The organism is Streptomyces nigra (assembly GCF_003074055.1).
In the GTDB taxonomy this organism is placed as follows: domain Bacteria; phylum Actinomycetota; class Actinomycetes; order Streptomycetales; family Streptomycetaceae; genus Streptomyces; species Streptomyces nigra.
The window spans coordinates 554,356-574,162 of record NZ_CP029043.1 but is presented as its reverse complement, the minus strand read 5'-3'; the positions used below and the strand labels follow the sequence as shown (position 1 = coordinate 574,162).

Below are 19,807 nucleotides of genomic sequence, written 5' to 3'. Positions count from 1 at the left end.
CGATCCGTTTCGCTAGGACGTCGCTCTGGCCATGAGTACGGAGGCGTCGCCCTCGTGCTCCCTTTCACCGAACTCCTCGGTGACCAGCCGTACGCAGTCCTGTGCGGTGCCTGCCTCGACGAAGCGGGAGGCCAGGTCGAGGAGCCGGCGCGAGAAGTCCATGCCGTCGTGCCCCGCCACCGGTCCGTCGGTGTGCAGCACGATCAGGTCGCCCTCCTGGAGGGTCTCCTCGGCCTCGCCGTACACGGCGCCCGGGGTCGCCCCCAGCAGGGGGCCGCAGGGCGAGTCCAGCCTGTGTCCCGTCCCGCCGCGGAACAGCAGCGGGGCGGGGTGTCCGGCCCTCGCCCAGGTCAGCGTGCGGGTGTCCGGCCGGTAGCGGCAGCACACCGCGCTGCCGAGGACCGGCAGGTCTCCGGTGTCCAGAAGGTGCCCCAGCCAGGAGAGCAGCTGTCCCGGTCGGGTGCCGGCCATGGCCATACCGCGTACGGCACCCAGCAGGGTGGCCGTGCCGGTGGCCGCGGCGACGTCGTGCCCGGTGAGATCGCCGACGGTCAACAGCGTGGCCCCGTCGGTCAGTTCGAGGGAGTCGTACCAGTCGACGCCGATCGGGGCGCTCGTCGGGGACGACAGCCGGTGGGCCGCGATGTCCAGGGTGCCGGGGGCCTGCCGGGCCGGCCGCGGGGCGGTCCGCCACGGCGGCAGCACCGCCTCGCGCACCTCGGCCATGAGTCGCCGCTCGGCCGGCACCGCGTCCCGGGTGTCGCTGACCGCGCGCCGCCGGCGGCGCACCTCGCTGACGTCCCGGAGTACGGCCCACATCGAGGCGGCGCCGCCGTCGGGGTCGAGCACCGGCTCGCCCATCATGTGCACGGTCCGCAGCTCGCCGTCGGGCCGGACGATCCGGAACTCCCCGTCGATCGGCTGTGCGTCGATCAGACAGGCCGTGACCATCGTGGTGAGCCGGCGCCGGTCCTCGTCGTGCACCAGGGACGGCAGTTCGTCGAGCGTCAGCGGTGGCGCGGCCGGGTCCCGTCCGAGGATCTGGTACAGCTCGCCCGACCAGCTGGCCTCGTCGGTGAGGAGGTTCCACTCGGCGCTGCCGACCCGGCTGAGCAGTGCGTCGGTACGGGCCGCCGGAGCGGGGGCGGGGCCGTCGCGCAGCTGGGCGAGGTGGGCGTCGAGGTCGTCGAGTTGATGCAGGGCGAGGTCGCACAGGGCGCGCTGCCAGCGCTCGCGGGCTCCGGAGGCGTCGCTCGGGGTGTCCCTCCGCACGGCGTCCACCTCGCCCTTGAGCCGTCGCGTCTGAGAGATCAGCGCGTCGACCGGACCGGGTCCGGGGGGCTGTGCGGCGGGGCGGTCCGCGGAGACATGGGGCGGCATGACGCTCTCCGATGAGGGGACGGTACGACCAGGAACGACGGAGGGACCGTTACGACTGTCGCACAGCCCGCGACGCCCCGTAAGGGATTTGGCAACACCCGATGCGGTGGTGCGTCCGGCATATGCCAGAGTCTTCCGGAACAGGTCATGCGGTACGCATGGTGTACGTGTCCGCCGCGGTGAAGTCGTATGCGGCGTACGTGAAATGAGGGGCGTCCGGGGTGGCCCGGCGACACTCATGCACATGTTCGACGGTCAGCTGTTCTAAGGGCGAGTCGTGGCGGCCGTGCCTCGGACGGTTGCACTCCGCGGAAGTGATGCAGTTCACAAAAAGAATCCAGGCGGAGGTGTCATGCGAAAGGTGATTGCGGGCTCCTAAAAGCAAGCCGCAAAAATCACCGTCCGCCGACGCAGGGGAGAGTGTCCATGGAGATCGCCCTGGAGCAGCCCGCCCACGCCCGCCTGATCACCGGCGAGGAGCGCGAACTCCCCGTCCCCGCCACGCTGCGGTACCGGTCCACGGACCCGCTGGCGGTGCATCTCGACTTCCCCGGCGAGGTCTCCCTCGACGGCCGGGGTGCCGTCTGGACGTTCGCCCGGGGCCTGCTGGACGCCGGGCTGCGCGGGCCGGCCGGGGACGGCGACGTGCGCGTCTGGCCCTGCGGCAGAGAGCGCACCGTCGTCGAGTTGCACTCCCCGCACGGCATGGCGCTGCTCCAGTTCGACACCCCCGCCCTCGAGCGCTTCCTGCTGCGCACGTGCGCCGTGGTCGCGCCGGGTGAGGAGGACCTGGGCGAGGCCGTGGAACGCGGCCTGAGCGCGCTCTTCGACGGTGTGTGACCGGGCGCGGAACGACGAGGAGGCCGACCGCGGCCGTACCTCCTCGTCGTCCCGTCGCCCGTCAGTAGCGCAGCACGCCCGCGATCCGCTCGGCGTCGTCCAGGGTGCCGTCGGGCACGAACCGGACGTCGGCGCCGGTCTCCAGGCACTGCTCGACGATCTCGTCCACGATGTCCTCGCGGGCGTCGAGTTCGCCGCTCGCCGCCGGGATCAGATGGTCGCCGTCCTCGCCGCGCACCGTCATCCGGAAGTTCTCCTCGACGGCCAGCAGCCGCACCCGCCCTTCCCGGGCGCTCTGCCAGACCTCGTCGACCCCGGCCGCGTACGCCTTGCGGCCCCGGGCCGCGACGAGTTCACGCATCACCTGGTCCGTGCTCTCCCGCAGGTCGGCGGTGATCCGGGGCTGGACGGCCTGCCACACCGCGTCGCGGGTGCCGTGCGCCAGACCGCCGTGCGGGATGTGCACGGCGAGCTTCGCGGCGCCGCCGATCTCGTCCAGCAGGGACAGCGCCGCCGGCGTCCCGGTGACGTACAGGCGCCGCGGATCCCGCCGTACGACGGCGGCCAGCGCGGAGTCGGCGTCCTTGAGGAAGTGCCGGGTGTCCTCGTCGCGGAAGGTGCTCGGGGTGTCGCCGATCCGCTCGCGCCGCTCGGCGTCGAAGTTCTCCGGACGCCGGGTGAGGGGGAAGCCGCCGATCCGGGCCTCGGTGATGCGGTCCAGGGTGCCGGTCCACAGGGTGACGCGGTCGGCGGCGACCGAGCACACCCAGTAAGGCCGCTCGGCGGCCTGTGCGGAGACCAGGTTGCGGGTGAGGAAGGTGTCCGAGAGCACCACGCGCTCGGGCACGGACCGGGCGAGCGACCACACCTGGTGTTCGCCGGGGGCCGCGAAGATCACCAGGCCGTCCTCGGCGTAGGTGAGGTCCACTTCGGCGAGGGCCTGGTCGAGTTCGCGCTCGACCTCCGCCCGGCGCTCCCGGGTGACGGACGGATCGCTCTCCAGCTGCTTCTTGGCCTCGGCGACGACATTGCGCAGCCGGACCTGGTCCTGGGCCCGGTAGGGCTCGCGGCGATGTGTGGGCGTCAGCACGGACACGGCCGGATAGGGGCGCGGGCGCCGCAGCTCGGACAGGGTGGTGGGACTGAGTGCGTGCTCCATAAGAAGACGATAGGACCGATTCGCCCTTCGGGCATTTGGGGCAATCCCTCACCTGGTCGGGGGCCGCCGGCCGGAGGACTACTCGCGCTCCTCGTCGGGTGCGCACGAACTGCCGTCCGGCGGCAGCGTGCCGTACAGCAGGAACGCGTCGACCTTGCCGTGGACGCACTTGGACGAGGCGTAACCGGTGTGCCCGCTGCCCTTGTTGTCCAGGACCACGGCCGACGAGCCCAGCCGCCGCGCGGTCTCCATGGTCCAGCGGTACGGCGTCGCCGGGTCGCCGCGGGTGCCCACGAGCAGCATCTTCGGCGTGTCGAGGTCCTTGACGTCCTCGCGGATGAAGTCCGTGCCCCGCGGGCGGCCGTAGCACATCAGCACCTCGGTCAGCCGGTGCCGGCCGAAGACCGGTGAGGCCTCCTCGTAGCGGGCGCGCAGCCGGTCGAGGCCGTCGGTGATCTGCCGGCCGCCGGGACGGTCGGGGTCGTCGGCGCAGTTGATCGCCATCATCGCCGCGGCGGGGTTGTCGAGCGGGACGTCCTCCGGGTCGGTCAGGCCGCCGTCGTCGTCCCCGGCCTGCGCGCGGCGCGTCGGGGAGGCCCCGCCACCGGCGAACGCCTCGATGGCGTGGGTGCTGCCGTCCTCGACCAGCGTGGCCAGGGCGCGCTCCAGCGAGGGCCACAACTCCTTGCTGTAGAGGGCGCTGCCCATCGCGCCGACCAGGTCCTGCCCCGTGAACGGCTCACCGAACACCGAGGGCACCGGGTCCTTGTCGAGGGAGTCGACGAGCATCACCACATACCGGCGGGCCTGGCGCGCGTCCGTCCCGAACGGGCACGCGACGTCCTGCGCGCACCAGTCGGTGAACTCGTCCAGCGCCTTCTGCTGCCCCTCGGCGCCGGCCACCCCCTGCTCCGCCAGCGGCTCCGTCAGGGTGTCCACGCCGTCGAGCACGAACCGCCCGACCTTGTCGGGGAACTGGGCGGCGTAGACCGCGCCGAGCCGCGTCCCGTAGGAGAAGCCGAGGTAGTTGAGCTTCTTGTCGCCGAGCGCCGCGCGCATCACGTCCAGGTCGCGCGAGGCGTCGACGGTGCCTATGTGCGGCAGGACCGGGCCCGAGTGCCGGGCGCACGCGTCGGCGGCCTTTCGCAGCCCGTCCAGCACGGCCTCCGGATCGCGGCGGACCTCCGCGTCGTCATCGGGCAGGTCGATCTGCTCCTTGCCGTCCCCGCAGCTCACCGGGGAGGAGCGGCCCACCCCGCGGGGATCGAACGTCACGATGTCGTAGTCGTCCGTCAGGCTCATGAACTCCTTGCCCGCGCCCGCGAACTGGGGCACACCCGCGCCGCCCGGCCCGCCGAAGTTCACCAGCACCGAACCCTTGCGGTCACCCGTCGCCCGATAGCGGGCGAGCGCCAGTTCGAGTGTCCCGTCGCGGGGGCGGTCGTGGTCCAGCGGAACGGTGATCTTGCCGCACTGCATGTCCTTGGGCATGCCCTCGCCCGGGCACTTGCCCCAGGCGACCTTCTGCTCGTAGAAGCGGGACACGTCGGGCTCGGACGGTCTGCCCGTCGGCAGGCCGGTGCCGATCACGGCCAGCCCGACCGCGCAGGTGACGGCGCTGCGCCGCAGCAAGGGGCGCGTGGACAGCTTTGCCGGCATCGATGCCTCCAGGGACGCCCGTCGCGGTCCGGGGAGCGGCGTCCTCGGCTCACGATAGGCGGCACCCGGAATGGTCGCCTCCGCACGAACGGCGCACCTGTGCGTCGGCCGCCTGTGCGACTTGTGCGGTGATCAGACCGTTTACCCCTAGTTCGACTGCCAGGCACTCGATGGGGTGAATGGCCGATAAGCCATAACTCGGATGGATCGCTCGCGTTTTATCCGGTGCGGGCGAGTGCTCGTGACCATGTCTGGAAGGCAGGGACCCTATGAGACGGGTTACCCGAAACGGTGTGATCGCCATCGCTGCCGCCTCGGGCGCGATGGCCGTGACGTTCCCGGCTTACGCCGACTCCGCGGCGGACGCCGCCGTGGCCGACTCGCCCGGAGTGCTCTCCGGGAACACCGTCCAGGTTCCGGTGCACGTTCCGGTGAACGTGTGCGGGAACACCGTGAACGTGGTGGGGCTGCTGAACCCTGCCGTCGGCAACACCTGCGTCAACGAGGACGGAGGTGCGAAGAAGAAGGAGAAGGAGGAGGACAGCACGTCCGCCGCGTCCTCGGTGAGCGGGGCGAAGGCGAAGGGCGTCGCGACCGAGTCCGGCGGCATCGGCTCCGGCAACGTCGTGGAGCTGCCGCTGCACGTGCCGGTCAACGTCACCGGCAACAGCGTGAACGTGATCGGTGTCGGCAACGCGGCCATCGACAACGAGTCGGTGAACACCTCGGGCGAGGACACGCCCGCCACCACGCTGCCGGCCCCCGAGCCGAAGGCAAAGCCCAAGGCTCCCGAGGTGCGGTCGATGCCGCCCGCGCACGTGCCGCACGAGGCCGGAGCGGTCCTCGCCCACACGGGCGCGGACGCGGCCGCCCCGCTCGCGGCGGGCGCCACGGCGCTCGTCCTCGGCGGTGCCGTCCTCTACCGGCGCTTCCGCGCCCAGGCGGTGCGCTGACCCCGTCGTCGGTCATCGCGTGAAGGCCCCACCCGCTGGACACGGGAGGTGGGGCCTTCTGTGCGTCACGGGGCCGGGCGTGGCATCGGCTTGATCATGTCGTGACCCGGGCCCCCGGGATCGGCGAGGATGCCGCGTGACCGCACCCCCCTCGAACGGAGCGCCCCCATGGTCCTCGCGGCCCCCACGGACCTCGTCGTCGGCCGGGCAGGGCCGCAGGACTGGCCGGTCATCAGCGGCTGGGCCGCCGCCGAGGGCTGGAACCCGGGGCTGTCCGACGGACCCGCGTTCTTCGCACAGGACCCCGACGGCTTCTTCCTCGGCCGTATCGACGGCGAGCCGGTGTCCGCGATCTCCGTGGTCACCTACGGCCCGGACTACGCCTTCCTCGGCTGCTATCTCGTCCGCCCCGACCTGCGCGGCCGCGGCCTCGGCCTGGCCACCTGGCGGACCGGTCTCGCACACGCCGGGGACCGCACGGTCGGCCTCGACGGCGTCGTCGCCCAGCAGGGCAACTACCGCCGCTCCGGCTTCGCCCACGCCCACCGCACCACCCGCTGGACCGGCGTCGCCCCCGCCACCCGGACACCGGAGGGCGTCCGCGCCGTACGGCCGGAGGACATCGAGGACCTCCTCGCCTACGACGCCCTGTGCACACCGGCCGACCGGCCCCGCTTCCTGCGCGCGTGGCTCGGCGCCCCCGGCCACCACGCCGTCGTCCGGCGCTCCGGGAGCCGTGTGACCGGGTACGGCGTCGTACGGCCCGGACACGACGGCCCGCGCATCGGCCCGCTGTTCGCGGACGGCCCCGAGGACGCCCGGGCCCTGTTCGACGCGCTGGCCGCACACACCGGTGGCCGCGAGGTCGCCGTCGATGTGCCCGAGACCAACCCGGCGGGCGTCGCTCTGGTCGAGGCGGCCGGCTTCACCCCGTCCTTCGAGACGGCCCGCATGTACACCGGGCCGGTCCGCCCGTACGCCCGGGACCGGGTCTTCGGCGTCACCACCCTCGAACTGGGATAGCCCGGCTAAGGGCTGTCCCGTCATTCCCGGCGGGCGTGCGACGCCGGCTACGGCACCTCGCCGCGTTGTCGGGCCGTCCGCATGCATCCAGTTTGCGGACGGCCCGCCGCCTCGCGATGCACCGCATCCGACGCCGCGCGCCGATCCACCGGGAATGACGGGACAGCCCTTGGAGCTCCGAACAAAAATGGAGCCCGGCCCGCGGCGTCTGGCCCGCACGCTCGCCGCGTTGCCGAAAGCCTCTGGTGGCCCCAGCTACCAGGGCTTCCGGCGCCTTGCGATCGCACGCGCCAGACGCCGCGAGCTGATCGGACTCCACTTTTGTTCGGAGCTCTTAGCGCGCCCGCCCCGCCAGCAGCACCATCCCCGAGTCGCCGTAGTCCGGGAGCGTCGGGTCGGCGTCGATGCGGGTGACGGCGAGTTCGCGGGTGAGCGGGGTGAACACCTCCGACACGATGTCCGGGTCCACGGGGCAGCCCGGCCAGCGGGAGGCCGGGCCGATCCGGTACGTCGGCATGTTCTCCATGAACGCCGCCACCAGATGTCCGCCCGGCGCCACGCACCGGACGAACGTCCGGCAGAACGCGGTGAACTCGGCGCGGTCCTCGGTGGCACCCTCCGCCACGAAGTGCATGGAGGCCAGGTCGTAGTGGCCGGGCCGCAGATCCCGCACATCGGCGTGCACCACGTGCACCGGGGCCAGCGCCCCGGCCAGCGTGGCCGGCAGGTCGGGGTTCAGACGGCGGCACAGGTCGTGGAACGGCAGCCAGCTGGCGTCCGGCCCGTCCAGGATCTGCTGCTCCAGATAGGCCACGTTGCCCGCGCCGGCCTCCACCGCCTCCACCCGGCGGCTCGCCGCGGCGGCCAGGATCAGCGGATACACGTTCGGTCCCGCGCCGAACTCCACCGAGCGGCCGAGCGAGCGGGGCGGCAGCCGGCGGTAGAACGCCGAGTGGTGGGCGATGACCGCCGCGTCGCAGGGGTGCACCTCGCGGTAGTTCTCCGCGAGGTAGTCGGCCACCGGCCAGCGGTCCCAGTCCACGTCGTCGTTGTGCGTGATCATGCTCGGCTCAGTCCTTCGGCCGCAGCGGGAAACGTGCGGAGAGTCGGGTGAGGACGTCGTTCAGCCGGTCGATGTCCTCGTGCGTGTGCAGCGCCGTGAGCTGGACGCGGAAGCCGACCCGGTCCCGGGGGACCAGCGGATAGGCGGCCACCGTGACATAGATGCCCTCCTGCCACAGGAACCTCGCGACCTGCTCCAGGTCGGACGGGTCGGCGAGCGGGATCTCCACGATCGGCAGCCGGTCGCTGTTCAGGGTGCGCACCCCGAGGGTGTCCAGATGGTCAAGGACCCGGGCCGTCAGGCGGTACAGGTCGGCGCGCAGGGTGTCTCCGCGCCGGGCGTTCACCTCGAGCCCGGCCATCGCCGTCGCCAGCGACGCCGTGGGCGAGGGGCCCGAGTACAGATAGGGGGCGGCGGCCGTCTTCAGCCGGTTCTTCAGGTCGGTGGGCAGCGCCAGGAAGGCGAGCAGCGACGAGTACGCCTTGGAGAACCCGGCGGCCAGGACGATCCCGTCGTACGTCTCGCCGGTGTGCCGTACGACCGCGTTGCCCCGCAAGCCGTACGGGCACGGCTCGACGGGGGAGCGCTCGCCGATGACACCGAAGCCGTGCGCGTCGTCGACGTACAGGGTGGCGCCCCGGTCCCGGCAGACGGCGGCCAGCGTGGGCAGGTCGGGGATGTTGCCGGTCATGCTGTTCACCCCGTCCACGCAGACCAGCCGGGGCGCGCCGGCCGGGGCCGCGGCCAGCAACGCGTCCAGCTCCTCCGGGCGTTCGGCGTGGAACCGGCGCAGGGTCGCGCCCTGGCCGCGGGCCACCGTGCAGCCGTCGTACACCGTGCGGTGCGCGGTCGCCTCCACGAAGACCTGCCCGCCGTCGGCGAGGACCGGGATCACCGAGGTGTGGATGATCGTCAGCGTCGGCAGCAGCAGGGTGTCCGGGGCGCTCAGCAGTTCCGCGAGCCGCTCCTCGATCCGCGGATACAGCCGGGGACTGCCCAGCAGCCGCGACCAGCTCGGGTGCGTGCCCCACTCCTGCACCGCCGGGTCGATGGTGGCGGCGATCTCCGGGTCCCAGTCGAAGCCCAGGTAGTTGCAGGAGGCGAAGTCGATCAGCCAGTGCCCGCGGCTGCGGATCTGCCGGCCGCGGACCTCGTCGAGGACGGCGTCCGTCATCGGGCTGGTACGGCGCAGCCGGTCCAGGTCGCCCTCCCGGGCCACCCGCCGGCCACGCACCGGCAGGGTCGGCCGGTCGCCGTCGCGGCGCCGCTCTCCGGTGCCCGGCGCGGACCGGCCGCCGTCCCGGCGCAGCACCTGCCGGCTCTCCTCCAGCGTCATCGGCCGGGCGAACAGATACCCCTGCCCGAACCGACAGCCCATTTTGGCCAGCAGGTCCCGCTGGTCGGGCTCCTCGATGCCCTCGGCGATCACCTGGAGCCCCAGGGTGTCCGCGATGTGCACGATGCCCTCGACCAGCGCCACCTGCTGGGCGTCACGCGGGATGTCGTCGATGTACGACTTGTCGATCTTCAGGACGTCGATGGGGAAGTCCCGCAGATAGCGCAGCGAGGAGAAGCCGGTGCCGAAGTCGTCGACCGCGATGTGCACCCCCAGGTCCTTCAGGGACCGCAGCATCGACTGGACCTGGGTGTCCCGGCGCAGCAGCACCGTCTCCGTCAGCTCCAGCTGGAGACTGCCCGGCGCGAGCCCCGGCGTCCGCAGGGCCTGGTCGACCTGCTGCACGAACCCGTTGTCCCGGAACTGCCGGGCCGAGACGTTGACGCTGACGTACGGCGGGCGCTCCGCCCCGTGCTCCTCCTGCAGACCCGCGATGTCATGGGCCGCCTTCTCCAGGACCCATGAGCCGAGGGCGGCGATGTGCCCGGTCTCCTCGGCCAGGGTGATGAACTGCTCCGGGGTGACCGGCCGCTGCGCGGTGCGCGGCCAGCGGGCCAGCGCCTCGAAGCCGACGACCTCGCCGGCGGCGATGTCCACGACGGGCTGGTAGCGCAGCGCGAACTCCCGGGCCGCTACCGCCTTGGCGAGTCGGCTCTGCAGATTGTGGCGTTCGATCATGCGGCTGTGCAGCAGCGGCCGGAAGCGGCGCCACTGCCGCTTGCCCGCCGCCTTCGCCGCGTACAGGGCCAGATCGGCGTGGCCCAGCAACTCGTCGGCGTCCGTGCTGTCCCGGGCCGTCGCCACGCCCACGCTCGCCGACACGGTCACCGACTCGCCGCCCATCGCGAAGGGCCGGGTCAAGGTCTGGATCACCTGCGCTGCCAGCAGTTCCGCGTCGAGCGGCTGCCGCGCGTCCTCCATCAGGACGGCGAACTCGTCCCCGCCGAGCCGGGCCGCGGTGTCGGTGCGCCGCAGCGTCCCCGACAGCCGGATGCCGACGTCCTTGAGCAGATGGTCGCCGGCCGAGTGCCCGAGCGTGTCGTTGACCAGCTTGAAGTCGTCCAGGTCGATGAAGAGCAGACAGGTCAGCGACGACTTGCGGTGCCCGCGCAGCAGCGCGCGCTCGATGCGCTCCAGCAGCAGCGTCCGGTTCGGCAGCCCGGTCAGCGAGTCGTGGAAGGCGCGCTCGGTCAGCTCGTGCTCCAGCCGCCGCTGCTCGGTGACGTCCCGCAGCGTGACCACCAGACCGGCCACGGTGCGCTCGTCACGGAAGTCGCTGCACCGCACCTCCACCTCGCACCGGCCGTCCGGATGCCGCACCCACCAGTGGTCGTGGGTGGCCCGCGGGCCGATCTCGCGGACCGCCGCGAGCTGCCGGGCGGCCCGCTGCCGGTCCCCGGGGTCCACGAGGTCCGGCAGTACCCGGCCCACCAGGTCCGAGCTGCCGAACACGGAGGCCGCGGACGGGCTGGCGTACCGGATCACGTCGTCGTCCTCAAGGATCAGGATGACGTCGGACGCGTTGCGCACGAGGGTGCGGAAGTACGCCTCGCTCTCCCGCCGGATGACCTCCTGGCGCAGGACCACGCGCTCCTTCGCGAGACCCGCGTGCGAGGCGAGGATCTCCAGCGAGCTCCGGGTCTCGTTCAGCCGTCCGGGGGGCCCCGCCACCACCAGCACGCCCGGGATGTCCCCGGCCGGGCGGTCGGGCGGCACCATCGGGCAGACCAGCGCGGAACTCAGTCCGTCCAGGCGGGCCGCGATCTCCGGCTCCAGGCTGTCGGTCGCGACCAGCCGGGCGTGGCGCGGGGTGAGCGCCGACGTCCGCTCGGCCGGCAGCAGCAGCGTGCGGTGCCGCACCGCGGGCCCGAGCAGCCGGTCGACGGCGGCCTCGCAGGAGCGGACGACCTCCTCCTGCCGGACCGCCGACACCAGCGAGGCACCGGCCGCGCGCAGCGTCAGTTCCCGCTCCACGGCCCGGCGATGGGCCACCACCATGCCGGCCAGCCGCAGGATGACCAGCAGGAACAGCGTGGCGGAGAACGCGGCGATGACCGGGACACCGTGCGGCCGGTCCTTCACCCCCTCGATCAGCAGGACCGTCGGCGCGACGAAGGTGGCCACCGCCAGCAGCAGCAGCCGGCGCGGCGGCGGCAGCAGCGACTCGCGCACCGGCTCCGACGCCGTCAGCTCCACCATCGACGGGTGCAGCGCGGCCAGTCCCCACGCCGCGTAGAAGACGATCCACCCGGAGTCCACCAGGGTGCCGGTCCGCCACTCCTCGTGCAGCTGCAGGATCCCGTACGTGATGTCGAAGCCGAGCAGGGTCACGGTGCCCACGACGAGCAGCGCCAGCGAGGTGTTGTTCCGGGTCGTGCCGCTCGGGGTCAGCAGCCGGGCGAGCAGGGCCAGCACGAGCACGTCGCCGAGCGGATAGGCGATGCTGATGGCCCGCTGCTCCCAGGTCAGCCCGTCGATCTCGGTCAGCGGCCGGACGAGGAACGCCCAGACGGGCAGCGCCAGTCCCGCGGTCAGGATCAGCGCGTCCACCAGTCCGGGCAGGTCGTGACCGGTCCAGCGGTAGTGGACCAGGCCGGAGAGGCCGACGGCGAACAGCGGATAGGTGACGAGGTAGCAGGCGTCGGCGGGGGAGGGGAACGGATTCTCGACGTGGAAGTACGTCTCCACCACGTTGTAGTACGTGTCGCCGGCGATGAAGGAGAACAGCGCCGCGGCCAGCACCCACCAGGGCCAGCGGTGGGCGGGCCGGTTCACATGCGTGCCGGCCAGCATCGCCACGACACCGGACAGACCGATCAGCGCCCACACCGGAGTGAGCGCGTCCGGTACCGTCATGTACACGGCCGTCGCCGCGACGACCAGGGCGCCGTAGGCGATCATCAGCCGCCGGGGCGGCGGCCACGGCCGGCGACTCGCACCCTCGGTGGAGACCGGGCCCTCCACCTGGTCTGTGCCCATCCTCGATCGTAGGCACCCCCGATCGGCGCCTGCATCTCGGGCGGACGGGCCGTCAGCCGGCGTGCCCGTGGAACCGCCGATGCAGGGCCCGGATGTCCTCCGTCAGCTCGGGCACCGGCCCCTCGACGGTCACACCGGGTGCCACCTCGTGCACCGGCAGCGGCCGCACCGGCGCCGGCGGCACGCCCAACTCGGCAAGCCAGCCGCTCAGTTGCTCCGACGAGGCGACGTACACGATCCGTCCCAGGCCCACCCAGGCGTGCGCGGCCGCGCACATCGGGCAGTGCTCGCCGGAGGTGTACACCGTGGCCGCCGCCCGCTCCTCGGGGGACAGATGGGCGGCGGACCAGCGGGCCAGCTCGAACTCCGGGTGCCGGGTGCGGTCACCGGAGGCGACCCGGTTGTGGTCCTCGGCCAGGACGGTGCCGTCCGCTCCCACCAGGACCGAGCCGAACGGCTCGTCGCCCGCGTCCAGGGCCTCGGCGGCCAGCTCGACACAGCGGCGCAGATACGGCAGTTCGGCGTCCTCGACGACCATGGTGGGTCCTCCTCCAGGATCGGTTCCGTGCGGTCCTCCATGGTCGCCGACGGACGGGGCCGTGGCGCGCCGAGGCCCGGCAGGGGCGCGGCCGCGCGGTAATACGCTTGCCGCCGCCCCGGGTTGGTGCTGAGGTGACCGCATGGATCCCGCCGCCGTACTCGCCCTCTTCGACCGCGATCTGCGCCAGGGGGCGCGGCCGGACGGCCCGGACGCCGTCGTGGAGCGGGCAGGGCCGGTCGTCCGGCAGGTGTCGCCGGCGCCGGGGTGGAACGGCGTCGTCTGGTCCGCGCTGGACGAGTCGACCGCCGACGCGGCCATCGCCGCGCAGATCGATCACTTCGGCGGCCTCGGGCTCGAGTTCGAGTGGAAGCTGTACGGCCACGACCGCCCCCTCGACCTGGGCCGGCGGCTGAGGGGCGCGGGCTTCACGGCGGAGCCGGAGGAGACGGTGATGGTCGCGGAGGCCGCCGCCCTGGACCTGGACGTGCAGCCGCCGGCCGGGCTACGCCTCGTTCCCGTGACCGACGCCGCCGGTGCCGATCTCGTCGCCGAGGTGCACCGCCGGGCGTTCGGCGGCGACGGTGAATCGATCCGGCAGCGGGTGCTCGCGCATCTCGCCACGGGCGAGGACACCCTGCTCGCCGTGGTCGCCGTGACGGACGACGGTGAGCCCGTGAGCGCCGCGCGGATGGAACTCGTGCCCGGCACCCGGTTCGCCGGGCTCTGGGGCGGTGGGACCGTCGAGGGCTGGCGGGGCCGGGGGCTCTACCGCGCCCTCGTCGCGTACCGCGCCCGTGCGGCGGCGGACCGCGGTTACCGGTACCTCCAGGTCGACGCCATGAGCACCAGTCGCCCCATCCTGGAGCGGCTCGGCTTCGCGGCGCTGACCACGACGACACCTCATGTGTTCACGCCCTGAGGGCGCCCACGCCGAGGCCCGCGACCGGAGCCGGTCGCGGGCCTGTGCCTCGTGCGCGGTGGGTCGCCGCGCCTGATGTCAGCGGCGGGCCTTCGCCCGGTCCAGTGCGACGACGCCCAGCGCGGCGAGACCGATCTGGATGAGCCACTCGACCCAGTCGACGCCGTCCGTGTCGCCCACGTCCAGACCGGCGGCGATCGCCGAACCGATCAGTGCGGCCACGATACCGACGAGGATCGTCCACAGCACGCCGATGCGCTGGCGGCCCGGGACGACGAGCCGTCCGAGCACACCGATGACGATGCCGATCACTATGGCACTGATGATCCCCGAGATCTCCATGTCGCTCCTCTTCTCCGATCCCCGCATCACGGCGGGCTGTGCCCGCATCACAGCGAGTGCCCCGCGAAACGCCGGACAGTCCGGATCACCTCGAACAGCCTTACGGTCACGGACGCGGTCATGGACACGGAGGGGCCGGCCCGCCGTGCGGACCGGCCCCGGGCGATGTCCCCTGCCTCGGTGCGCTACGACCTGGTGGTGCTCCTTACCGCCGTGCCGGCGCACAGCAGACCGAGGACCACGGCCAGCGCACCGATGATGATGTTGTTCACGACCACGCCGGCGTCCGGGCTGTCCCCGACGATCCACGGCGCGATGATCATCCAGACGCCCATCGCGCAGAAGGCCCAGCTCAGGCCGTACATGCGCTCAGGAGCCCGGGTGAACCCGAGGGCCAGCAGACCGATGGCGATGCCCATGATCAGGTTGTGGGTCACCAGCGCCGGCTGGCTCGTCGTGTAGTGGAGTATCCAGGGGGACGCGGCGCAGTACAGACCGAGCAGGAACACCGGTCCGTCCAGGAGCGTCACATCGCGGCCCCCGAGCATGCGGTCGTACCGGTCCCGCATCGCGGATACGTCCGGATGGCTGGCCATGTCACCTCTGGTGTGCGAGACGTCGGCCATGACTCGTCTCCTTCGACTCATGCGCACACCGCTCGAGGAACGGTGTGCGTTGGATACCACCTTCAACCATTCTGCTCTTATTTTTTCCTTATGTGTAGAGCTGGGGTGCTTGCGGGGACCGACCGCTTCAGCGACCCCGGGCGCGCTTGAAGCGGTCGAGACCCTCGGCGAGCTCGACGACCGGGGCCGGGTAGCCGAGCGCGGCACGGTCGTCGTCGCCGAGCCGCCACGGCTCGTGCACCACGGCGCGCGGCACCTCCGCCAGCTCGGGCACCCAGCGGCGGACGTAACGGCCCTCGGGGTCGTACCGCTTGGCCTGCAGGACCGGGTTCAGCACGCGGTTCGGGCGGGTGTCGGTGCCGGTCCCGGCCACCCACTGCCAGTTCAGCTGGTTGTTGGCCAGATCACCGTCGACCAGCAGGTCCAGGAAGTGCCGGGCGCCGACCCGCCAGTCGACGTACAGCGTCTTGGCGAGGAAGCTCGCCGTCAGCAGCCGCCCCCGGTTGTGCATCCAGCCCTCGTGCCGCAGCTGGCGCATCGCCGCGTCGACGATCGGATAGCCGGTACGGCCCTCCCGCCACGCGGCGATGTCCCGCTCCGCCTCCCGCTCCGGCCGCCAGCGGTCGCCACGCGTGCGGTAGTCGGCCGTGGCGGCCGCCGGCCGTGCCGCGAGGACCTGTCGGTGGAAGTCCCGCCAGGCGAGCTGCCGTACGAACGCCTCGGCGCCCGCGCCGCCCGCCCGGCGGGCCCGGTGGACCAGCTCGACGGGCGAGAGGGTGCCGAAGTGCAGATGCGGGGAGAGCCGGGACGTGGCGTCACCGGCGAGGTCGTCGTGCCGGTCCGCGTAGGCGGCCACGCCGTCGCGCAGCCAGGCCGTCAGCCGGCGCCGGCCCTCCTTCTCCCCGCCCGACGCGAGCCCCTCCGACAGCCCGGACAGCGTGCTCCGCTCGGGCAGCGGCTCGGACCCCACGCCGTCCGGGACGCGCACCGCGCGCGGCGCGCCGAGCGGGTCCCGCATCCGATGGTCCGACCAGCGCCGCAGATACGGGGTGAAGACGGCGAAGTGGTCGGAGGACGCCGGGGTCACCGCGCCGGGGGCGACGGCGGTCGTCACCGTGTCGTGGACGTGCAGCCTTACGCCCTCCGCCTCCAGGGCCCGGCGCAGCCGCTCCTCGCGGCGCTGGGCGTGGGCGCTGACGTCGGACGCCATGTGCACCTCGGCGGCGTCCGCCTCCGTCACCACCCGGCACACCTGCTCGACCAGGTCGCCCCGGCGCAGGACCAGCCGGCCGCCCCGCTCACGCAGCCCGGCGTCCAGATCGCGCAGACAGTCCGCGAGGAACGCCAGCCGGTTGGGCGCCGCGAACCCGGCGGCGTCGACGGCCGTATCCCGCACGAACAGCGGAACGGTCCCGTCGGTGCCGTCCAGAGCCGCACGCAGCGGCGGATGGTCGTGCAGACGCAGGTCGCTGGTGAACAGGACGATCGAGACGCTCATGAGGGGTGCTCCCGGGGGTGCGGAACCAGGGCCTTTCGTTTGGATCATCCCGGCGTCGCGGGGTCCGGCACGCGCATCTGCGGCGTTGTCGTCGGTTGCCGACTCCCCCACGCTCGGCTTCGCTCGCGCGGGAGGGGCCCCATCGCGTCGCCGCCCTCCTCCGCCTTGCGGCTGCACGCACCAGCCCCCGCTCGGGCACGTCACCATGTCGTCCTGGCCGCAGCCGGGCTGATCCAAACGAAAGGCCCTAGCGAGAGGCGGTGCGTTGCATCGCGGGCGCGGACGAACCCGCCGCGGCCCGCGCGATGTTGCGGGCCATCCCGCCGAACACGATCGTGTGGAACGGCGACACGCCCCACCAGTACGCGTGGCCCGCCAGCCCGTGCGGATGGAACAGGGCGCGCTGGCGGTAGCGGATACGGCCGTCCGGACCGGTGAACACGCGCATCTCCAGCCACGCCAGCCCCGGCAGCCGCATCTCCGCGCGCAGCCGCAGCAGCCTGCCCGGCTCGATCTCCTCGACCCGCCAGAAGTCCAGCGAGTCGCCGACCCTCAGCCGCGCCGCGTCCCGGCGCCCGCGGCGCAGCCCCACCCCGCCCACCAGCCGGTCCAGCCACCCCCGCACGGCCCAGGCGAGCGGGAACGAATACCAGCCGTTCTCCCCGCCGATCCCCTCGATGACCCGCCACAGCGCCTCCGGCGAAGCGTGCACCACCAGCTCGCGGTGATCGGTGTAGAGGCTGCCGCCCGCCCAGTCGGGGTCGGTGGGCAGCGGGTCGCTGGGCGCGCCCGGCACCGACGCCGACGACCACCGCGTGGACACCTTCGCGTCGCGCACCCGCCGCAGCGCCTGCCGTACCGCCTCATCGAAGCCGATCGGATGCCCCGGCGGGTCCGGCACGTACCGGGCGATGTCGTGCTCGCGGCACACCACCTCGTGGCGCAGCGACTCGGTCAGCGGCCGGGCGATGGACGACGGCACCGGTGTCACCAGCCCCACCCAGTGGCTGGACAGCCCCGGCGTGAGGACCGGAATCGGCAGGATGAGCCGCCGGGGCAGCCCGGCCACCTGCGCGTATCGGACCATCATCTCCCGGTACGTCAGCACGTCCGGGCCCCCGATGTCGAAGGCCCGGTCGACGTCCGGCGGCATGAGGGCGCTGCCGACGAGGGCGCGCAGCACGTCCCGTACGGCCACGGGCTGGATACGGGTGTGCACCCAGCTGGGCGTGACCATCACGGGCAGCCGTTCGGTGAGGTAGCGCAGCATCTCGAAGGAGGCCGAGCCCGAGCCGATGATGACCGCCGCCCGCAGCACGGTCGTCGGCACCCCGGAGTCGAGCAGGATGCGCCCGACCTCCGCCCGCGAGCGCAGATGCGGGGACAGCTCGTGCTCCGGCACACCGGCCGGGGTGAGGCCCCCGAGGTAGACGATCCGCCGTACGCCCGCCGCCCGGGCCTGCTCGGCGAAGGTCCGCGCCGCCCTGCGGTCGGTGTCCTCGAAGTCCTTGCCGGTGCCCAGCGCGTGCACCAGGTAGTAGGCGACGTCGATGTCCTCCAGGGCGCGGGCCACCGACGCGGCGTCCGTGACGTCGCCGCGCACCACCTCCGCGTCCGGGGCCCACGGGTGGTCGCGCAGCCGCTCCGGCGAGCGGGCCAGACAGCGCACCCGGTGCCCGGCGGCCAGCAGTTCGGGCACGAGGCGCCCGCCGATGTATCCGGTGGCGCCCGTCACCAGGCACCGCACTCCCTCATCCGCCGCGTCGTGTTCCATGCCGTCGGTCGTCCTCACCTGTCGGGGCCTTCGTGAGGACTTCCCCGCCGACGCCCGATCGGGATGCGCCGCGGGCCACGTCGTACCCCCGTGCGTGCAGGGTTCGTCCGTTCGGGTTGATCCGGCGGGCCGGACACCGCTGACCGGGCGGGAAGTCGTGGACATGCTCGTGGCGGGCGGGGGCAGACGGGATGTACCGGGTGGGAGCCGACGCTTCGGTTCTCGTCCGATGACAGGGGCAACGGTGCGGAGGTGGCTGCCGGTATGGGCGCGAAGGTGTTGGAGCGGTTTCCCGCGGGGTCGCCGCGCGGATCGTGGCCGGCGGAGGAGTACGCGGCGGAGCGCCGCGCCGAGGGCGAACCGGCGACGGTCGTGATGGACCTGAAGTCCGACGCCTTCCTCGTCGTGGTCCCGGCGGCCGACGAGGACTGAACGCGCCCGGCAGGCACGACTCCGTTCAGGGCTTCTGACCGCCCCCGGCCGGCACGGCTCTGCTCCGGGCCTCTCCGTGCCGACCAGGGCTGACCGCTCCCGGCCGCACGGCTCCGCTCAGGGCTTCCCCGTGGCCAGCACCCGCAGATGGGCCTCTCGCGACGCGGCCGTCTGGCCCTGCACCAGCAGGAACAGGGCCTCCCGCGCGAGGCGTTGGGCCGTACTGGACAAGGAGAGGGAACGGCCGCCGCCGGCCACGACCGCCGCCGTGGTGGCCGTACGCATCAGCTCGGCCGCGTCGATCCGCAGTCCCAGGCGCTCCGCCAGGTCCGCCTCGGTGCCGGGCGCGTCGGCCAGTGCGTAGGCCCGCTCCCGGACCGTCTCCAGGCGACCGCGCAACGGCTCGGCCATCTCGTCGTCCAGCAGGGCGAGCGCCGCCTCGGCGATGCCGAACACCGCGGGTGAGGCGCTGACCGTCTTCCCCCGGTCCCGCGCCGCCCACTCCTCGTACGGCAGCCGCAGCGCGACGGACTCGAGCGGGAGCCGCAGCCCGTCCAGCTCCAGCGAGACCGTGCGGGACGCAGTGAGCGCCGCCAGCCGCATCGGTTCCGAGGGCCGCAGCCCCGGCTGCTCCCTGGCCTCGGTGAACGCGAACACCGCCTCGCCGTCCCGCGAGATCCCGGCGAGCAGCATCACGTCGTTGAGCCCCCAGCCGGTGTACCAGGGCACCCGCCCGTCGAACCGCAGACCGCCGCGCTCCTCGGTGACCCGCACGGGCGTGCGCGGGTACGTCCGCAGATGCGCGTACGCCACCCCCGACAGCAGCTCCCCGCGGGCCATCGGGCCGAGCAGGCGCGCCCGCACCGGGCCCTCGCACGCGGCCAGCGTCGCCACCGGCGTGTGGTGCTGGGTCTGCACGAACCACGTCGAACAGCAGGCACCCGCGAGGATCTCCGCCGTGCGCCGCGCCACCGCCGCGGGCGCCGCCCAGCCGCCGTATTCGCGCGGGGCGCTCACCCCGAGCAGCCCCGAACGCCGGATCGCCTCGATGTGCCCGGCGGGCACGCCCTCCTGGTCGACGCGTTCGGCCTGCGGCGCGAGCAGATCGGCGGCGACCTGCCGGGCGCGCTCGACGAGCGGGTGGTCCTCGACGCGGTCGGTGACGGTGGGGTGGTCCTGGCTGGTCATGACGAGAATTCTCGCCGTACGGCCCCGCGAGGTGT

General features: G+C 73.0%; 16 protein-coding genes. 5 read left to right on the top strand and 11 right to left on the bottom strand.

Going from position 1 to position 19,807, the window contains the following annotated elements:
- Positions 1–12: 12 nt before the first annotated feature.
- Entirely contained in the window at positions 13–1,380 is a 1,368-nt protein-coding gene (locus DC008_RS02680; RefSeq protein WP_108705523.1) for a PP2C family protein-serine/threonine phosphatase, read from the bottom strand.
- Between the two features lie 426 nt (positions 1,381–1,806).
- Between DC008_RS02680 and DC008_RS02675 the strand changes: the two genes are divergently transcribed.
- A complete protein-coding gene (locus DC008_RS02675) occupies positions 1,807–2,220 on the top strand; it encodes an SsgA family sporulation/cell division regulator (RefSeq protein ID WP_108705522.1) in 414 nt (137 codons plus the stop codon).
- 61 nt (positions 2,221–2,281) lie between these two features.
- Here DC008_RS02675 and DC008_RS02670 read toward each other — a convergent pair whose 3' ends face one another.
- Together DC008_RS02670 and DC008_RS02665 are read right to left on the bottom strand one after the other, a co-directional pair.
- Positions 2,282–3,379, bottom strand: a complete 1,098-nt coding sequence (locus DC008_RS02670; protein WP_108705521.1) for a baeRF3 domain-containing protein — start codon at positions 3,377–3,379, stop codon at positions 2,282–2,284.
- 78 nt (positions 3,380–3,457) lie between these two features.
- Positions 3,458–5,038, bottom strand: a complete 1,581-nt coding sequence (locus DC008_RS02665) for an alpha/beta hydrolase (protein WP_108705520.1) — start codon at positions 5,036–5,038, stop codon at positions 3,458–3,460.
- Between the two features lie 293 nt (positions 5,039–5,331).
- Between DC008_RS02665 and DC008_RS02660 the strand changes: the two genes are divergently transcribed.
- A complete protein-coding gene (locus tag DC008_RS02660) occupies positions 5,332–5,991 on the top strand; it encodes a chaplin (protein WP_108705519.1) in 660 nt (219 codons plus the stop codon).
- A gap of 168 nt (positions 5,992–6,159) precedes the next feature.
- A complete protein-coding gene (locus DC008_RS02655) occupies positions 6,160–7,014 on the top strand; it encodes a GNAT family N-acetyltransferase (RefSeq protein ID WP_108705518.1) in 855 nt (284 codons plus the stop codon).
- 334 nt (positions 7,015–7,348) lie between these two features.
- Here the strand turns inward: DC008_RS02655 and DC008_RS02650 are convergent, their stop codons facing one another.
- The 3 genes from DC008_RS02650 to DC008_RS02640 all read right to left on the bottom strand — a co-directional run bounded on the left by DC008_RS02650 (position 7,349) and on the right by DC008_RS02640 (position 12,990).
- Positions 7,349–8,077 (bottom strand): class I SAM-dependent methyltransferase, encoded by a 729-nt coding sequence (locus tag DC008_RS02650; protein WP_108705517.1) that lies wholly within the window; start codon positions 8,075–8,077, stop codon positions 7,349–7,351.
- A gap of 7 nt (positions 8,078–8,084) precedes the next feature.
- The gene (locus DC008_RS02645; protein ID WP_108710535.1) at positions 8,085–12,374 is read right to left on the bottom strand and encodes an aminotransferase class I/II-fold pyridoxal phosphate-dependent enzyme; all 4,290 of its coding nucleotides are present in this window, start codon (positions 12,372–12,374) and stop codon (positions 8,085–8,087) included.
- A gap of 130 nt (positions 12,375–12,504) precedes the next feature.
- On the bottom strand, positions 12,505–12,990 hold the full coding sequence (locus DC008_RS02640) for a nucleoside deaminase (RefSeq protein WP_108705516.1): 486 nt from the start codon (positions 12,988–12,990) through the stop codon (positions 12,505–12,507).
- A gap of 142 nt (positions 12,991–13,132) precedes the next feature.
- On the opposite strand from DC008_RS02640, the gene DC008_RS02635 reads away from it, so the two are divergent.
- A complete protein-coding gene (locus DC008_RS02635; RefSeq protein WP_108705515.1) occupies positions 13,133–13,912 on the top strand; it encodes a GNAT family N-acetyltransferase in 780 nt (259 codons plus the stop codon).
- Positions 13,913–13,990: 78 nt separating this feature from the next.
- On the opposite strand, the gene DC008_RS02630 is transcribed toward DC008_RS02635, so the two are convergent.
- The 4 genes from DC008_RS02630 to DC008_RS02615 form a co-directional block, all read right to left on the bottom strand.
- Positions 13,991–14,254, bottom strand: coding sequence for a GlsB/YeaQ/YmgE family stress response membrane protein (locus DC008_RS02630; protein WP_055619720.1), 264 nt, complete (start codon positions 14,252–14,254; stop codon positions 13,991–13,993).
- Between the two features lie 185 nt (positions 14,255–14,439).
- Positions 14,440–14,880, bottom strand: a complete 441-nt coding sequence (locus DC008_RS02625) for an SPW repeat protein (protein ID WP_108705514.1) — start codon at positions 14,878–14,880, stop codon at positions 14,440–14,442.
- A gap of 127 nt (positions 14,881–15,007) precedes the next feature.
- The gene (locus tag DC008_RS02620) at positions 15,008–16,378 is read right to left on the bottom strand and encodes a cryptochrome/photolyase family protein (RefSeq protein ID WP_108705513.1); all 1,371 of its coding nucleotides are present in this window, start codon (positions 16,376–16,378) and stop codon (positions 15,008–15,010) included.
- A gap of 247 nt (positions 16,379–16,625) precedes the next feature.
- Positions 16,626–18,152, bottom strand: coding sequence for an SDR family oxidoreductase (locus DC008_RS02615; RefSeq protein ID WP_108705512.1), 1,527 nt, complete (start codon positions 18,150–18,152; stop codon positions 16,626–16,628).
- Between the two features lie 264 nt (positions 18,153–18,416).
- On the opposite strand from DC008_RS02615, the gene DC008_RS35355 reads away from it, so the two are divergent.
- Entirely contained in the window at positions 18,417–18,584 is a 168-nt protein-coding gene (locus DC008_RS35355) for a hypothetical protein (protein WP_164492252.1), read from the top strand.
- Between the two features lie 117 nt (positions 18,585–18,701).
- Here DC008_RS35355 and DC008_RS02610 read toward each other — a convergent pair whose 3' ends face one another.
- Positions 18,702–19,772: an acyl-CoA dehydrogenase family protein gene (locus tag DC008_RS02610; RefSeq protein WP_108705511.1), complete on the bottom strand. Its 1,071-nt coding sequence runs from the start codon at positions 19,770–19,772 to the stop codon at positions 18,702–18,704.
- Between the last annotated feature and the right edge of the window lie 35 nt (positions 19,773–19,807).

What these genes read in the sequence shown, in the direction of transcription:
- DC008_RS35355 (WP_164492252.1), top strand. Translation starts at nt 18,417, where the DNA reads ATGGGCGCGAAGGTGTTGGAGCGGTTTCCCGCGGGGTCGCCGCGCGGA.
- DC008_RS02645 (WP_108710535.1), bottom strand. Translation starts at nt 12,374, where the DNA reads ATGATCGCCTACGGCGCCCTGGTCGTCGCGGCGACGGCCGTGTACATG.
- DC008_RS02635 (WP_108705515.1), top strand. Translation starts at nt 13,133, where the DNA reads ATGGATCCCGCCGCCGTACTCGCCCTCTTCGACCGCGATCTGCGCCAG.
- DC008_RS02620 (WP_108705513.1), bottom strand. Translation starts at nt 16,378, where the DNA reads ATGAGCGTCTCGATCGTCCTGTTCACCAGCGACCTGCGTCTGCACGAC.
- DC008_RS02610 (WP_108705511.1), bottom strand. Translation starts at nt 19,772, where the DNA reads ATGACCAGCCAGGACCACCCCACCGTCACCGACCGCGTCGAGGACCAC.
- DC008_RS02670 (WP_108705521.1), bottom strand. Translation starts at nt 3,379, where the DNA reads ATGGAGCACGCACTCAGTCCCACCACCCTGTCCGAGCTGCGGCGCCCG.
- DC008_RS02680 (WP_108705523.1), bottom strand. Translation starts at nt 1,380, where the DNA reads ATGCCGCCCCATGTCTCCGCGGACCGCCCCGCCGCACAGCCCCCCGGA.
- DC008_RS02625 (WP_108705514.1), bottom strand. Translation starts at nt 14,880, where the DNA reads ATGGCCGACGTCTCGCACACCAGAGGTGACATGGCCAGCCATCCGGAC.
- DC008_RS02615 (WP_108705512.1), bottom strand. Translation starts at nt 18,152, where the DNA reads ATGGAACACGACGCGGCGGATGAGGGAGTGCGGTGCCTGGTGACGGGC.
- DC008_RS02675 (WP_108705522.1), top strand. Translation starts at nt 1,807, where the DNA reads ATGGAGATCGCCCTGGAGCAGCCCGCCCACGCCCGCCTGATCACCGGC.
- DC008_RS02630 (WP_055619720.1), bottom strand. Translation starts at nt 14,254, where the DNA reads ATGGAGATCTCGGGGATCATCAGTGCCATAGTGATCGGCATCGTCATC.
- DC008_RS02655 (WP_108705518.1), top strand. Translation starts at nt 6,160, where the DNA reads ATGGTCCTCGCGGCCCCCACGGACCTCGTCGTCGGCCGGGCAGGGCCG.
- DC008_RS02640 (WP_108705516.1), bottom strand. Translation starts at nt 12,990, where the DNA reads ATGGTCGTCGAGGACGCCGAACTGCCGTATCTGCGCCGCTGTGTCGAG.
- DC008_RS02665 (WP_108705520.1), bottom strand. Translation starts at nt 5,038, where the DNA reads ATGCCGGCAAAGCTGTCCACGCGCCCCTTGCTGCGGCGCAGCGCCGTC.
- DC008_RS02650 (WP_108705517.1), bottom strand. Translation starts at nt 8,077, where the DNA reads ATGATCACGCACAACGACGACGTGGACTGGGACCGCTGGCCGGTGGCC.